Origin of the sequence: Variovorax sp. Varisp41, assembly GCF_047325085.1 — a bacterium.
In the GTDB taxonomy this organism is placed as follows: domain Bacteria; phylum Pseudomonadota; class Gammaproteobacteria; order Burkholderiales; family Burkholderiaceae_C; genus Variovorax.
Map to the genome: position 1 here is coordinate 3,275,744 of NZ_CP168540.1, position 14,682 is coordinate 3,290,425.

The window sequence follows — 14,682 nt, forward strand, 5'->3', positions numbered from 1 at the left end:
GGCGGGCAGGGACGGCTCAGCGCTTGTGCGCGGCCAGCCACTCTTCGAGGTAGTGGATGTTGGTGCCGCCGGCCATGAACTTGGCGTCGACCATCAGCTCGCGGTGCAGCGGGATGTTGGTCTGGATGCCTTCGATCACGGTCTCGTTGAGCGCGGTGCGCATGCGCGCCATGGCCTGCTCGCGGGTGTCGCCGAAGACGATGATCTTGCCGATCATCGAGTCGTAGTTGGGCGGCACGAAGTAGTTGGTGTACGCATGCGAATCCACGCGCACGCCCGGGCCGCCCGGCGGGTGCCACATCGTGATGCGGCCCGGCGACGGCGTGAACTTCCAGGCGTCCTCGGCGTTGATGCGGCACTCGATCGCGTGGCCGTGCATCTGGATCTGGCGCTGCGTGAACGGCAGCTTCTCGCCGGCCGCCACCATGATCTGCGTCTTGACGATGTCGATACCGGTCGTGAGCTCGGTCACCGGATGCTCCACCTGCACGCGGGTGTTCATCTCGATGAAGTAGAACTCGCCGTTCTCGTAGAGGAACTCGAAGGTGCCGGCGCCGCGGTAGCCGATCTTCTTGCAGGCGGCCGCGCAGCGTTCGCCGATCTTCTCGATCAGCTTGCGCGGAATGCCCGGCGCGGGCGATTCCTCGATCACCTTCTGGTGACGGCGCTGCATCGAGCAGTCGCGCTCGCCGAGGTAGACCGCGTTGCGGTGCTTGTCGGCCAGCACCTGGATCTCGACGTGGCGCGGGTTCTGGAGGAACTTCTCCATGTAGACCGAGGGATTGTTGAAGGCCGCCGCGGCCTCCGCCTTGGTCATCTGGATCGCGTTGATCAGCGCGGCCTCGGTATGGACCACGCGCATGCCGCGGCCACCGCCGCCGCCCGCGGCCTTGATGATCACCGGGTAGCCGATGGCGCGCGCGATGCGCTTGTTGGCCGTGGCGTCGTCGGAGAGCTCGCCGTCGGAACCGGGCACGCAGGGCACGCCGGCCTTGATCATGGCCTGCTTGGCCGAGACCTTGTCGCCCATGGTGCGGATGTTCTCGGGCGTCGGCCCGATGAACTGGAAGCCGCTCTGCTCGACGCGCTCGGCGAAGTTGGCGTTCTCGCTCAGGAAGCCGTAGCCGGGATGGATCGCCTCGGCATCGGTCACTTCGGCCGCCGAGATGATGGCCGGCATGTTGAGGTAGCTCTGCGCCGAGGGCGCGGGGCCGATGCAGACGGCCTCCTCGGCCAGCTTGACGTACTTGGCGTCGCGGTCGGCCTCGGAATAGACCATCACGGCCTTGATGCCGAGTTCGCTGCACGCGCGCTGGATGCGCAGCGCGATCTCGCCGCGGTTGGCGACCAGGATCTTCTTGAACATGGTCACTCGATGATGAACAGCGGCTGGCCGTATTCGACCGCCTGACCGTTTTCTCCGAGGATCTGGGTGACCGTGCCGGCCTTGTCGGCCTCGATTTCGTTGAGGATCTTCATCGCCTCGATGATGCAGAGCGTGTCGCCCTCGTTGACCTTGCTGCCGACCTCGACGAAGGACGGAGCGCCCGGGCTCGCGGCGCGGTAGAAGGTACCGACCATCGGCGACTTCACGGCATGGCCGGCCGGAGCGGCTTCGGCCACCGGGGCGGCGGCAGGCGCTGCAGCACCGGCGGGCGCTGCGACCGGTGCCGCGGCGGGCGCCGCCGCCAGGGTCTGCACGTACTGGACGGGCGCGGCACCGCCACCCTTGACGATGCGGACCTTGCCCTCGGTTTCAGTGATTTCCAGCTCGGAAATATTCGATTCGGACACCAGATCGATCAGTGTCTTGAGTTTGCGCAGATCCATGGGACTCCAGTGCCGGGTTTTCCGGTTATTAGGATACAACTAGGCCGAACATCGTTGATTGTCGGCTTTCGGCGGTTAACGCCGACCTGTGTATCTAATTCTAACTGTGAACGAGTTCACGTCGCCAACCCTCCAGGTCGGCCTCTTCGAGCTTGCCCATTTTACGGGCCGCCACCGACCCATCGGCGTTCAGCACCAGCGTGAACGGCAGGCCGCCGCCGGTATTGCCGAGATTCTTGACCAGTTCCGTGCCCTGCAAACCAGCCAATCCGGTCGGATAGGTGACCGGCGTGCGCTGCAGGAACTTGCGCACGGAGCTCGGCTGATCGATCGCCAAGCCCACGACTTGCCAGCCATTGGCACCATGATCGCGAAAGAAGCGATCGATCATCGGCATTTCTTCCACGCAAGGCGGGCACCAGGTGGCCCAGAAGTTGAGCAGCAGCGGCTTGCCGCGCAAGCTGGTCATGGCGAGTTCGCCGCCTTCGGGCCGCTCGAAACGCTGGGCCCAGAAATCGGCCCCGAGCATTTCGCCGGCCGCGCCGCTGCCACGATGGCGCCACCAGGCACCGCCCAGGCCGGCCGCGGCGGCCGCCACCGCCACGCCGCCATACAACAGGCCGCGTCGTGTGGCCGAAGAAGTCATCCGTTGTCCTTTTCTCTTTCGATCAGCCGCCGCAGCGCCGCCAGATCGCCACGCGGCGAACGGCCCTGGGCGTCGGGCTTGAGCGCGCCGCGCAGGTCGTCGAGGTCGTAGACCAGCAGGTGCACGCCGATTTCCTCGCCGAGGGCCCGGCTCGGCGCATGCACGCTCAAGGCCTCGACCTGCTCGCCATGGAAGCCGGTCACCATGCGCGGCTCGTAGTCCACGTGATGGTCGATCAGCGCGATCTCGGCCGACTTCGAATCATCGCAGAACAATTGAATATAAATGTCTGACAGCCGGGTGGCCGTACCGTGCCAGACGGCACCGCCGACATGGGGCCGGAACGCCGCCATGCGCTCCATCCATTCGAGGGCCAGCATCCGCAGCGCATGGAGCTCCTTGGGCTGGGTGTCGGCGCAGAACAGCGCGATGTAGTCGCGCACCTCGGCCTCGACCTCGTCGTTGTTCGGCAGCGCGGTGCGCGCCGAGAGCCCCAGGTCGCGCAGCGCCCGGCGCTTGGCCGGGCCGTATTCGAGCCCCTCCTCGACCACGAGGCGGGCGGCGGAGGCGGCGATTTCACGCTTGGACGTGTCCATCGGGGCATTTTGCCCGCAGAGCATGGCCCGCACGTGAACACCAGTACCGCCTCCAAGGCCGTCGCACCGGGCCGCGGCGATGCGCCTCCCTAGAATCGCCCCCATGCATATTCATGTTCTGGGCATCTGCGGCACGTTCATGGGCGGTCTGGCCGCCCTGGCGCGCGAGGCAGGCCACCGGGTCACGGGCTGCGACGCCGGCGTGTACCCGCCGATGAGCGACCAGCTGCGCGCGCTCGGCATCGACCTGATCGAGGGATTCGGCGCCGACCAGCTCGCGCTGGCGCCCGACGTGTTCGTGGTCGGCAACGTGGTGTCGCGCGCCCGACTGGCCGACGGCACGCCGAAGTTTCCGCTGATGGAAGCCATCCTCGACGCCGGCAAGCCCTACACCAGCGGCCCGCAGTGGCTGGCCGAGCACGTGCTGCTGGGCCGCCACGTGATGGCGGTGGCCGGCACGCACGGCAAGACCACCACCACTTCGATGCTGGCCTGGGTGCTCGAGCGCGCGGGCAAGGCGCCGGGCTTCCTGGTCGGCGGGGTGCCGCTCGATTTCGGCGTCTCGGCCCGGCTCGGCGACGGACCGGCCTTCGTGATCGAGGCCGACGAGTACGACACCGCCTTCTTCGACAAGCGCAGCAAGTTCGTGCACTACCGCCCGCGCACGGCGATCCTCAACAACCTCGAGTTCGACCACGCCGACATCTTCGACGACCTCGCGGCCACCGAGCGGCAGTTCCATCACCTGGTGCGCACCGTGCCGTCCACCGGCCGGCTGGTGGTGAATGCCACCGAGCCCAGCCTCGAGCGCGTGCTGGCCCAGGGCTGCTGGAGCGAGCTCGCGCGCTTCGGCGGCGAAGGTCCGGGCGCGCAGTGGCAGGCGCGCGGCACGCACGACGCCTTCGACGTGCTGCACGAGGGCGAGCAGGTCGGCCGCGTCGAATGGGCGCTGTCGGGCCTGCACAACCAGATGAATGCGCTGGCCGCGATCGCGGCCGCCGAGCACGTGGGCGTATCGCCGGCCGACGCGGCGCGCGCGCTCGGCAGCTTCCGCAACGTGCGCCGGCGCATGGAACTGCGCGGCACGGTGGAGCGCGCGGGCGGCGCGATCACGGTCTACGACGACTTCGCCCACCATCCCACCGCGATCCGCACCACGCTCGACGGCCTGCGCCAGAAGCTCGACGCCGCGGGTCGCCAGGGCGAGCGCATCCTCGCGGCCTTCGAGCCGCGCAGCAACACGATGAAGCTCGGCGTGATGGCGGCGCAACTGCCCTGGAGCCTCGAGTCGGCCGACCTGTCGTTCTGCCACACGGCCGGGCTCGACTGGGATGCAGCCGCGGCGCTGGCCCCGATGGGCGAGCGCGCTCGGGTGGCTGGCGACATCGGCACGCTGGTGGGCCAACTGGTCGCCGCGGCGCGGCCCGGCGACCACATCGTCTGCATGAGCAACGGCGGCTTCGGCGGCGTGCACGACAAGCTGCTGCAGGCCCTGCGCGACGGCATCGCCTGAGCGGGATCGCGCATGGCGGCCGCGGCACCCGACGACACGCTGCTCGGCCTGCTGCGCCGCGTGTACGACAGCGGCAACAGCTACTTCGATGCCGACGGCAACCACTGCCACCGCATTCCCGACACCTTCAGCGAAGCCGAGCGGCAGGCGCTGGCCGACGCGGGCCTCGAGCCCAACCGCTTCGTCGCGATCCCGCACGACGAGGCGGTGAACCGCCTGCGGCAGGCCGCGGCCGGCGTGGACCTGCGCCGCGCGGCCGATGCCTTCGTCGCCTCGATGACCTCGAGCGACCTGGCGTGGCTCACGGTGCTGCCCGCCACCGCCCTCGGCCTCGCGATGCCGGCGCATCCGATGGGCGCCATGGGCGGCGGCAGCTGCCGTGTCTGCTTCCACCGCGAGGAGCGCGCCGATCCGACGCTGCGCGCCTACTTCCGCCATCTGCAGGGCGCGGGCTGGGGCACCGGCGGACCGATCGAAGGCCTGCTCGCGCTGGAAGCCGCGGGCTCGGCCGAAGGCTGGCCGCAACCGACACCGCGCGACATCTGGGTCTTCCATCGCCTGCTCGACCTGCTGCGCGCCCTGCCGGCCGACACGCGCTACGGCAAGGCGCGCACTGCGCTCAAGAACGCGAAGCTGTTGCGCGTGAACAATCCCTACCGCTGCGAGACGGTGCTCGAGGCCCTGGCCACGCTCGGCGTCATGCAGACGCCCGAGCATCCGGGCCTCTTCACGCGCTGGACCACCGCCGTCGAACGCGACCAGCGCCCTTCCACCAAGGTCGAGGCACCGGCCCCGCTGGGCTGGTGGCGCGCGGCCGATGGTCTCGACGAGCAACTGGTGGCGCGGCTGTTCGGCCATCTGAAACGCCCCAGGCAGGAACCGCCTGCCGAGGCCGCCGAACCGGTTCGGCGCAAACCCGCCGCCGGCGCGCGCGCCAAGTCGATCCCCGGGCCACCGGCCGCGGGCGACGTGCATGCCGTGCGGCTGCGCGAGGACCTGTGGACCGCCGCCTACTGCCACGAAGTAAAGGCCGACCATCGCGGCATCGTGCGCGGCCGCGTGGAATACCTGGACCTGCTCTCGCCCACGCCGCCCACCGCCGGGCAGATCGCCGGCATCGGCTTTCGCGACCGCCGCAACGGCGAGCGCTGGCAGAGCTGGGTCGCCGGACTCGGCAAGACCACCGGCGTGACGCGGATCGCGGTCGGCGTGCCGGCCCCATCGCATGCCCAGCCCCTGCCGGAGCGCATTCCCGGCGGCCAGGCCAGCGACCTGAAGCACCTGGCCGGCTGGCACTTTCCGGCCACACCCTGAACGAGGATCCGCCCATGACCCAGCGCGCCACCCAACTCATCGACACGCTGGGGCTGCAGCCGCATCCCGAGGGCGGCTGGTACCGCGAGGTGTTCCGCTCCGCGGTGCAGGTGACTCCCGCCGACGAGCGCGCGGCCCGCAGCGCGCTCACCAGCATCTACTTCCTGCTCGAAGCCGGCCAGCATTCGCGCTGGCACCGGGTGCTGTCCGACGAGGTCTGGGTGCATCTAGAAGGCGTGCCGCTCGCGCTGTGGACCTGCGATGCCGCGCTGCGCACCGCACCGGCCCATGTGCGGCTCGGGCCGGTCGACGTGCACGGCACGCGGCCCCAGCACGTGGTGCCCGCGGGCCAGTGGCAAGCCGCGCGGCCGATCGAAAGCCATTCGGCGGGCGACTTCACGCTGGTCGCCTGCATGGTCGGGCCGGGCTTCGACTTCGCCGACTTCTCGCTGATGGCGCCCGACGGCGACGAGGCCGCCGCGGTGCGCCATCACTGGCCCGAACTCGCCGCGTTGATCTGAGCGATCAGCCGCGGCGCTGCTTGACCGCCTGCGACAGCGTCTCGAGCACCTGGGTCGAATCGTCCCAGCCCAGGCAGGCGTCGGTGATGCTCTTGCCGTACTCGAGGCCCGCGATCTTGTCCTTGCCGGGCGTGAACTTCTGGGCGCCGGCCTGCAGGTGGCTCTCGACCATCACGCCGAACACGCGGCGCGAACCGCCGGCGATCTGGCCGGCGATGTCCTTCGCCACGTCGATCTGCTTCTGGTGCTGCTTCGAGCTGTTGGCATGGCTGCAGTCGACCATCAGCGTGGGCGGCAGCTTGGCCGCCTCGAGGTCCTTGCAGGCCGCCTCGACGCTGGCCGCGTCGTAGTTGGGCGCCTTGCCGCCGCGCAGGATCACGTGGCAGTCGCGGTTGCCGTTGGTCTGCACGATCGCGACCTGGCCGTTCTTGTGCACCGAGAGGAAATGGTGGCCGCGCGCCGCGGCCTGGATGGCGTCGGTGGCGATGCGGATGTTGCCGTCGGTACCGTTCTTGAAGCCGATCGGTGCCGACAGCCCCGAGGCCAGTTCGCGGTGCACCTGGCTCTCGGTGGTGCGCGCGCCGATCGCGCCCCAGGCGATCAGGTCGCCGATGTACTGCGGCGAGATCACGTCGAGGAACTCGCTGCCCGCCGGCAGGCCCAGGCGGTTGATGTCGATCAGCAGCTGGCGCGCGATGCGCAGGCCTTCGTCGATGCGGTAGCTCTCGTCGAGGTAGGGGTCGTTGATCAGGCCCTTCCAGCCGACCGTGGTGCGCGGCTTCTCGAAGTACACGCGCATCACGATCTCCAGCGTGTCGGCGTACTTCTCGCGCTCGACCTTGAGGCGGCGCGCGTAGTCGAGCGCGGCGGCCGGATCGTGGATCGAGCAGGGCCCCATCACCACCAGCAGCCGGTCGTCCTTGCCGCCCATGATGTTGTGGATGCTGCGGCGTGTGCCCGTGATCAGCGTTTCGACCGGCGTGCCGCGAATCGGGAAGAAGCGGATCAGATGTTCGGGAGGGGGGAGCACGTTGATGTCCTTGATGCGTTCGTCGTCGGTCTTGCTGGTTTTTTCGACGCTCGCATACCAGCTCTCGCTGGCCGGGGCAGTGTTCGTGCTCATGAAGGTTCCTTGTTGGATTGAATATCGTCAGGGCATAAAAAAACCGCCGGGGCTGCTTGCGCCGGCGGTTTTGGGAGGGGTGCCTGTCTGCTTTACGCGCTCGCCTCTCGTCCGCCGGAAACCGGGAACCAAAAGTAGGCAAAGAAATAGGCGCGGAGAGCGGCGGACATGGGCGCGAATGTAGCACGGAAAAACAAAACCCGGCTTCGAGGCCGGGCGTTCGTTGTTTTGGCGCCGACGGAGCCGGCGCCTGGACACGGGCTCAGCGGTAGCCCGACTCGTTGGCGTTGTGGATGATCCAGATCAGGTTGCCGCTCGAGTAGTCGCCCATGCCGCCACCCGCGAAGATCAGGCGGCCCTGGCCCTTGTAGGTCATCTCGAAGCGATGGCGGTCGCTGCCGAAATAGAACGGGATGAAGGCCTTGCCGGTCACGTAGGCGCCCTGGTCGGTGGGCTGCCCCGCGAGGTCGGTGACCTGCCGCGCGCTCATGCCGATCTGCAGCCGGGCGAACTTGCTGTTGCGCGCCGGGTTGCCGGTGATCTCGCCTTCGTAGCCGTTGAGGCCCTTGACGGTGCGGCCGCTGCCGGCCTCGACCTTGGACGAATCGACGACATTGCCCTGGGCGTCCATGCCGGCCTTGGAACCGCTGCGCGCGGGGGCGGCCGGGGCCGCGGCCGCCGCGGGCGCGGCCTCGCTCTGGCTGCCCGAGCCGCCGCGCGATGCGCAGCCGGCGCTGGCCAGCGCGACCAGGGCGGTCATGGCCCAGAGGGCGGCGGGCGAGTGGATCCTGTTCCCCATTGAAATGCTCCTTGAATGCGTCGTCGCAAAAGGGCGCAGCTTAGCAACGGGAGGAAACGCTCCGCAAGTGACGAAAGTCTTAAGCCGTTCCGCCTACAGTGAGCCCGTCGATGCGCAAGGTGGGCTGGCCGACGCCCACCGGCACGCTCTGGCCCTCCTTGCCGCAAGTGCCCACGCCCGAATCGAGCGCCATGTCGTCGCCGATCATCTTCACGCGGGTCAGCGCGTCGGGGCCGTTGCCCACGATGGTCGCGCCCTTGACCGGGTACTGGATCTTGCCGTTCTCGACCCAGTAGGCCTCGCTGGCCGAGAACACGAACTTGCCGCTCGTGATGTCGACCTGGCCGCCACCGAAGTTGACGGCGTACAGGCCCTTCTTGATGCTCGCCACGATCTCCTCGGGCGCCTTGTCGCCGCCGAGCATGTAGGTGTTGGTCATGCGCGGCATCGGCACGTGGGCGTAGCTCTCGCGGCGGCCGTTGCCGGTGGGCTTGACCTTCATCAGGCGGGCGTTGAGCGCGTCCTGGATGTAGCCCTTGAGGATGCCGTCCTCGATCAGCACGTTGCGCTGGCTGGCATTGCCCTCGTCGTCGACGTTGAGCGAGCCGCGGCGATCGGCGATGGTGCCGTCGTCGAGCACGGTCACGCCCTTGGCGGCTACGCGCTGGCCGATGCGGCCCGAGAAGGCGCTCGAGCCCTTGCGGTTGAAATCGCCCTCGAGGCCGTGGCCGATGGCCTCGTGCAGCAGGATGCCGGGCCAGCCCGGGCCGAGCACCACGGTCATCTCGCCCGCGGGCGCGGGGCGCGACTCGAGGTTGGTCAGCGCCGACTTGACGGCATGGTCGACGTACTCGGCGATCTGCTCGTCGTCGAAGTAGGCCAGGCCGAAGCGTCCACCGCCGCCGCCCGAGCCCACCTCGCGGCGGCCGTTCTGCTCGGCGATGACGGTGACCGACAGCCGCACCAGCGGCCGCACGTCGGCCGCCAGCGTGCCGTCGGCGCGCGCCACCAGCACCACGTCGTACTCGCTCGCGAGGCCGGCCATGACCTGCGACACGCGCGGGTCGCGCGAGCGGGCCAGTTGCTCGACCTTCTCGAGCAGCTTCACCTTGGCGGTGCTGTCGAGCGTGGCGATGGGATCGAGGCCGGCGTAGAGCGAGCGGCTCGAGGCGATCTTGCGCGGCACGGTCTTCACGCGGCCGGTGCGGCCCGCGGCGGAGATCGAGCGCACGGTGCGCGCCGCGTCGAGCAGCGAGGCCTCGGAGATGTCGTCGGAATAGGCGAAGGCCGTCTTCTCGCCGCTGACCGCGCGCACGCCGACGCCCTGGTCGATGCTGAAGCTGCCGGTCTTGACGATGCCTTCCTCGAGGCTCCAACCCTCGCTGCGGGTGTACTGGAAGTACAGGTCGGCGTCGTCCACGCGGTGCGCGGTGATCTCGGCCAGGGCCTTGCTCAGGTGCGATTCGTCGAGGCCGAAGGGCGTGAGCAGCAGTTGTTGCGCCGTGGCGAGGCGCTCGATGGTGGGTTCGCGGGAGATCATAAGAGCCATTCTAGGCAGCCGCCCCATTCCGCGGGGACGGCGGGATGCTCGGGCCGCGCTCAGTTCTGCGCCAGCTTCCGGGCGCGCGCGATCGACATCAGGATCCCCAGCCCCAGCCCCAGCGTGACCATGGCCGTGCCGCCATAGCTGATGAAGGGCAGCGGCACCCCCACCACCGGCAGGATGCCGCTGACCATGCCCATGTTCACGAAGGCGTAGGTGAAGAAGATCATGGTCACCGCGCCCGCCAGCAGGCGCGAGAACAGCGTGGTGGCGTTGAGCGCGATCGCCAGCCCGCGGAAGATCAGCAGGATGAAGGCCGAGATCAGCGCCAGGTTGCCCACCAGGCCGAATTCCTCGGAATAGGCGGCGAAGATGAAGTCGGTGGTGCGCTCGGGAATGAACTCCAGGTGCGTCTGGGTGCCCTGCATGAAGCCCTTGCCGCCGACGCCGCCCGAGCCGATGGCGATCATCCCCTGGATGATGTGGAAGCCCTTGCCCAGCGGGTCCTTGCTCGGGTCGAGCAGCGTGCACACGCGCTGCTTCTGGTAGTCGTGCAGCACGCGCCAGTCGACGCCGTCGGTGCACAGCTGCGATTCGAAGCTCACGATCAGCGTGATCGCCACGGCGCCCAGCAGCACCGGCGGCACGATCAGCTTCCAGGGCAGCCCCGCGAAGAAGATCACCGCCAGGCCGGCCGCCAGCACCAGCAGCGAGGTACCGAGGTCGGGCTGCTTCATGATCAGGCCGACCGGCACCGCCAGCAGGACGGTCGCCACCACGAAGTCGAGCGGCCGCAGCTGCCCCTCGCGGCGCTGGAACCACCAGGCCAGCATCAGCGGCATGGCGATCTTCAGGATCTCGCTGGGCTGGATCACCATGCCCACGTTGATCCAGCGCGTGGCGCCCTTCTTGGTGATGCCGAACAGCGCCACCGCCACCAGCAGCGCCACCCCCGCCGCATAGAGCGGCACGGCGGCGAGCATGAGCTTCTGCGGCGGCACCTGCGCCACCACGAACATGATGAAGCCGGCCAGCAGCATGTTGCGGCCATGGTCGACGAAACGGGTGCCGTGGTCGTAGCCCGAGGAATACATCGTCAGCAGGCCCGCGAAGGCCAGCAGCAGCACGGCGAAGGCCAGAAAGCCGTCGAAGCCCTGGAAGATGGGCGCGACCCGGCGCGCCAGGGAGGGCTGATTGAACACGGCGGACATGGGCGCGGATTATCCGCGCCCGCCGGGCCCGCTCAGTCGAAAACCAGCTGAACGACCGTGCGGCCCGGTCGGCTTTCGAGCGCCAGCCGCGCGCCGATGGCGCCCGCCCGCTCGGCCAGCGAGCGCGGCGGCCGGGTGGCGTCGAAGCCGCGCCCGTCGTCGATCACGCGCAGCGCCAGCGCCGTGCCTTCCATGCGCGCCTCCAGCCGCAGCACCCGCGCCTGCGCGTGCTGCAGCACGTTCGAGATCGCCTCGAACAACAGGAACTGCAGCTGCCGCATGCCGTGCGCGTCGAGGTGCGCCACCGGCGCGACCTCGTCCACGGCCCAGTCGAGCGCGACCTCGGCCGTGGCCAGGCGCGGCTCGAGCCGGTAGCGGAACGCCGCCAGCAGCGCGCCGACGTCGCCCGGCGGCAGGTGGATCGAGTCGATCGACAGCTTGAGCTGGTCCATCGAGTCGCGCAGCGTGCGCAGCAGCTCCTCGGAGCTGGTCTGGCCCGACTGCAGCTGGCGGATCGCCGAGCTGATGTGCGAGCCCACGCCGTCGTGCATGTCGCGCAGGATGCGCTCGCGCTCGTGGGTGCGCGCCTGGTCGCGCGCCGCCCGCTCGAGCTCGGCATAGGTCGAAGCCAGCTCGCGCTCGCGCTGCGCCACCCGCTCGGCCAGAGTGCGGACCGCGCCGCGCGCCGCGACGCTGGCCGCGCGGAAACGCCGCAGCACGATCAGGAGCAGCGCGATGCCGAAGAACACCGACGAGTAGCGCACCCAGGTGGTCTCCCCGTAGGCGTCGCTCAGGCGGATCACCAGCCAGTCGCGCACGCCGAAGGCCAGCGTGAGCAGGGCCGCGGCGGCCACCAGCAGCCGCTCGGCGCTGGGACGCCGCGCGGTGGAGCCGACGAAGGCACCGACGAAGACCGCGATCACCACGATCTCGATCGCGAGCCAGCCGGTGAGCCAGATCGGCTGCTCGCGCTGCAGCGCGAGCGCGGTCGAGACCACGGTGCCCAGCACCACGGCCAGCAGCGGCCAGCGCAGCCAGCGCGTGTGGGCCGTGCGGCCCCAGTCGGCGAGGTGGTAGCAGAACATCATGGCCGAGGCGGCCCAGCCGGCATAGCAGGTCGCCATCAGCACGCCCCAGGGTACCCACGGCAGCGGCGGTTCGGCGATCACGCCGTCGGCCACCCGGATCGCCCAGCAGAACTCGGCCAGCGCCGCCCACAGGTAGATGCCGTCGCGGCGCGGCTGCCCGGTCGCGGTCGCATCGACCTGCGTGAGCCACAGCGCCAGCGCGATGGCGCCGACGATCAGGCTGAAGGCGGTCAGCAGCACCGAGGCGGTGAAGCGCCAGGCATAGGCCGGCTCGAACAGCCCGTTGCGCACCGCGTCGGCCGGGCCGATGAACACGCGCGACAGCCCGGCGCGGCGCGCGCTGTCGGCGCGGATGCGGATCTGCAGGTGGTTCTCGCCGGCCCGCAGCAGCTCGCCGGGCACCGGCACGTAGATCGGCGCCTTGGCGTAATCGGCGCCGTTGCCCCGCGAGAGGTCGCCGTAGACCTGCAGCAGCGCGCCGTTGAGCTGCACCTCGAACACGTTGCCGGTGCGTGGAATGAAGATGCCCCAGGGGCTGTCGGGGGCGGTGGGCAGCACGAAGGGCAGGTCGAAGCTCGCGAGCCCGGGCCGGCCGCGGTGCAGCCGGTCCCAGTGGTAGGACAGCTCGACCGGCTCGCTGCGCACCGCGCCGTCGACCTCGGCGGTGACCGTGCCGCGGCGCAGTTCGAGCGGACGGTCGGCGGCGCCGGCTCCCATGGCCCACCCGGTCCACAGGGCCAGCACGAGCAGCAGCAGCCACGGCGCGATCGGCATCGCGGGCAGCCGCCCGCGCAGGGTCCGGAGCACGGATGTCCCGTCTCAGCCGGAACGCGACAGCAGCCCCAGTCGCGTGGCTTCGAACACGGCTTCGCTCTTGGAATGCACCGCGAGCTTGCCGTAGAGGTTCTTGATGTGGGTCTGCACCGTGTGCACGCTCAGGCCCTTGAGGCGCGCGATCTCGGCGTACGAGAAGCCGCGCGCGATCAGCGTCAGCACCTCGTGCTCGCGCGCCGACAGCAGCGCGCGCTCGCCCGCGTCGGGCGCGGCTTCGGGTTCGGCCGTGCCCGGCACGCTGGCCGACTGCAGGCTGCGGTACTTGGCCAGCACGCGGCGCGCGATCATGGGCGAGATCGGCGAGGCGCCGGCCTTCATCTCGACGATGGTCTGGGCGATGTCCTCGGGCGCCGCGTCCTTGTGGATGTAGCCGACGGCGCCGGCCTCGATGCTCGCGAGCACGTTCTCCTCGTCGCCGAACACCGACACCACCAGCGGCTCGCAGCCCGGGAAACGCGCGACGGCATCGCGGATCACGTCCAGGCCGGTGCCGTCGGGCATGCCGAGGTCGACCAGCAGCACGTCGGGAATGGTGGCGGTGCGCGCGAGCCAGCCCAGCGCCTCGCTCACCGTGCCGGCGCTGCCGAGCCAGAACAGCTGCGGGCTGCGCTGCACGCTGGTCTCGAAGAAGGCACGGGCGCGGCTGTCGTCCTCGACCACGAGCACGCCCCAGCGGCGGGGCGTAGCGTCATGGGGGTCCTCGGTAGTCATGGGGCCGAAGCATAAGCCGGCGCACGCTTTCGCAGGTCCGCGAATCCTCACCCTTTCATGGGATGTGCATCGGGAGGCTTGCACACACACTCGAATCGTCTTCGAACTTTGCACGATGGGAGGAACACGCGATGAATACTTTCGCGTTGTGCCCCTGCCGCGCCACGCTGACATCGAGGACCCTCTCCCGTTCCGGGAAGCCCGCACCGCGGGGTTTTTGTCGCCTCGACGCCATCTGATGGGCACGGACCTCATGCAAAATTACCTGGACTTCGCAAGCAGCGCGCCATCGACGCGCTTTCCGTCGCCCCCCCGCATGGAACCACAAACCACCCATCTGCTGTACCTGCACGGCTTTCGTTCCTCGCCCCGCTCCACCAAGGCGCGCGCGGTGGCGGATCGGGTGGCCCAGCGGCATCCGAACCTGCACTGGTGGTGCCCGCAATTGCCGCCCTCGCCCAAGGATGCGATCGACATGGTGATGAAGGGCATCGCCGACTGGCCGCGCAAGTCGATGGCGGTGGTGGGCTCCTCGCTCGGCGGCTTCTACGCCACCTACGTCGCGGGCATGACGCGCTGCCGCGCCGTGCTGCTGAACCCGGCCGTCCATCCCGCGCGCGACCTCACGCTCTACATCGGCGACCAGAGCGCCTGGCACGATCCGGCCGAGCATTTCTATTTCCGCCCCGAGTACATCCACGAGCTGCGCGCCATGGAGGTCGGCTCGCTGACCCGCCCCGAGCGTGTGTTCGCGGTCATCGCCAAGGGCGACGAGGTGCTCGACTGGCACGAGATGTCGGCGCGCTACGCCGACAGCCGCGTCAAGTTGATAGAGGGCGGCGATCACGCCCTTTCGGACTTCAAGAAGAGCCATCTGGACGACGTGATGGCCTTCATCAACCCAGTTCCATAACGCGCCAACCGGCGGCCTGCGGCTCCCGCGCCACAGGCCC

Annotated in this window: 14 protein-coding genes; 4 read left to right on the forward strand and 10 right to left on the reverse strand. The window is 69.4% G+C overall.

Annotation, left to right across the window (positions count from 1 at the left end):
* Positions 1–16 precede the first annotated feature (16 nt).
* The 4 genes from accC to ACEN9J_RS15200 all read right to left on the reverse strand — a co-directional run bounded on the left by accC (position 17) and on the right by ACEN9J_RS15200 (position 3,072).
* The gene (accC, locus tag ACEN9J_RS15185) at positions 17–1,366 is read right to left on the reverse strand and encodes an acetyl-CoA carboxylase biotin carboxylase subunit (protein ID WP_057591146.1); all 1,350 of its coding nucleotides are present in this window, start codon (positions 1,364–1,366) and stop codon (positions 17–19) included.
* Positions 1,367–1,368: 2 nt separating this feature from the next.
* Positions 1,369–1,830, reverse strand: coding sequence for an acetyl-CoA carboxylase biotin carboxyl carrier protein (gene accB / locus ACEN9J_RS15190; RefSeq protein ID WP_057591148.1), 462 nt, complete (start codon positions 1,828–1,830; stop codon positions 1,369–1,371).
* A 100-nt stretch (positions 1,831–1,930) separates the two neighbouring features.
* Positions 1,931–2,476, reverse strand: a complete 546-nt coding sequence (locus ACEN9J_RS15195) for a TlpA family protein disulfide reductase (RefSeq protein WP_261211303.1) — start codon at positions 2,474–2,476, stop codon at positions 1,931–1,933.
* Positions 2,473–3,072 carry a hypothetical protein gene (locus ACEN9J_RS15200; RefSeq protein ID WP_057591151.1) on the reverse strand — a complete coding sequence of 200 codons (600 nt, stop codon included), beginning with the start codon at positions 3,070–3,072 and terminating at the stop codon, positions 2,473–2,475. The genes ACEN9J_RS15195 and ACEN9J_RS15200 overlap by 4 nt, the downstream gene beginning before the upstream one ends.
* 103 nt (positions 3,073–3,175) lie before the next feature.
* On the opposite strand from ACEN9J_RS15200, the gene mpl reads away from it, so the two are divergent.
* The 3 genes from mpl to ACEN9J_RS15215 are packed head-to-tail and all read left to right on the forward strand — an operon-like array spanning position 3,176 to position 6,420.
* On the forward strand, positions 3,176–4,585 hold the full coding sequence (mpl, locus tag ACEN9J_RS15205) for a UDP-N-acetylmuramate:L-alanyl-gamma-D-glutamyl-meso-diaminopimelate ligase (RefSeq protein ID WP_413764488.1): 1,410 nt from the start codon (positions 3,176–3,178) through the stop codon (positions 4,583–4,585).
* Positions 4,586–4,597: 12 nt separating this feature from the next.
* Positions 4,598–5,899 (forward strand): hypothetical protein, encoded by a 1,302-nt coding sequence (locus ACEN9J_RS15210; RefSeq protein ID WP_413764489.1) that lies wholly within the window; start codon positions 4,598–4,600, stop codon positions 5,897–5,899.
* Positions 5,900–5,913: 14 nt separating this feature from the next.
* Positions 5,914–6,420, forward strand: a complete 507-nt coding sequence (locus ACEN9J_RS15215) for a cupin domain-containing protein (protein WP_093353427.1) — start codon at positions 5,914–5,916, stop codon at positions 6,418–6,420.
* Positions 6,421–6,424: 4 nt separating this feature from the next.
* Here ACEN9J_RS15215 and ACEN9J_RS15220 read toward each other — a convergent pair whose 3' ends face one another.
* The 6 genes from ACEN9J_RS15220 to ACEN9J_RS15245 form a co-directional block, all read right to left on the reverse strand.
* A complete protein-coding gene (locus ACEN9J_RS15220; protein ID WP_057591158.1) occupies positions 6,425–7,543 on the reverse strand; it encodes a 3-deoxy-7-phosphoheptulonate synthase in 1,119 nt (372 codons plus the stop codon).
* Positions 7,544–7,805: 262 nt separating this feature from the next.
* The gene (locus ACEN9J_RS15225; protein WP_216087441.1) at positions 7,806–8,342 is read right to left on the reverse strand and encodes a hypothetical protein; all 537 of its coding nucleotides are present in this window, start codon (positions 8,340–8,342) and stop codon (positions 7,806–7,808) included.
* Between the two features lie 79 nt (positions 8,343–8,421).
* Positions 8,422–9,882, reverse strand: coding sequence for a metalloprotease TldD (gene tldD / locus ACEN9J_RS15230; RefSeq protein ID WP_057591162.1), 1,461 nt, complete (start codon positions 9,880–9,882; stop codon positions 8,422–8,424).
* A gap of 59 nt (positions 9,883–9,941) precedes the next feature.
* The gene (rodA, locus tag ACEN9J_RS15235) at positions 9,942–11,096 is read right to left on the reverse strand and encodes a rod shape-determining protein RodA (RefSeq protein WP_261211311.1); all 1,155 of its coding nucleotides are present in this window, start codon (positions 11,094–11,096) and stop codon (positions 9,942–9,944) included.
* Between the two features lie 32 nt (positions 11,097–11,128).
* Positions 11,129–12,991, reverse strand: coding sequence for a sensor histidine kinase (locus ACEN9J_RS15240; protein WP_413764490.1), 1,863 nt, complete (start codon positions 12,989–12,991; stop codon positions 11,129–11,131).
* A 12-nt stretch (positions 12,992–13,003) separates the two neighbouring features.
* Positions 13,004–13,729, reverse strand: coding sequence for a response regulator (locus ACEN9J_RS15245; protein ID WP_057591164.1), 726 nt, complete (start codon positions 13,727–13,729; stop codon positions 13,004–13,006).
* 316 nt (positions 13,730–14,045) lie between these two features.
* On the opposite strand from ACEN9J_RS15245, the gene ACEN9J_RS15250 reads away from it, so the two are divergent.
* Positions 14,046–14,642 carry a YqiA/YcfP family alpha/beta fold hydrolase gene (locus tag ACEN9J_RS15250; protein WP_057591165.1) on the forward strand — a complete coding sequence of 199 codons (597 nt, stop codon included), beginning with the start codon at positions 14,046–14,048 and terminating at the stop codon, positions 14,640–14,642.
* Positions 14,643–14,682: the final 40 nt, after the last annotated feature.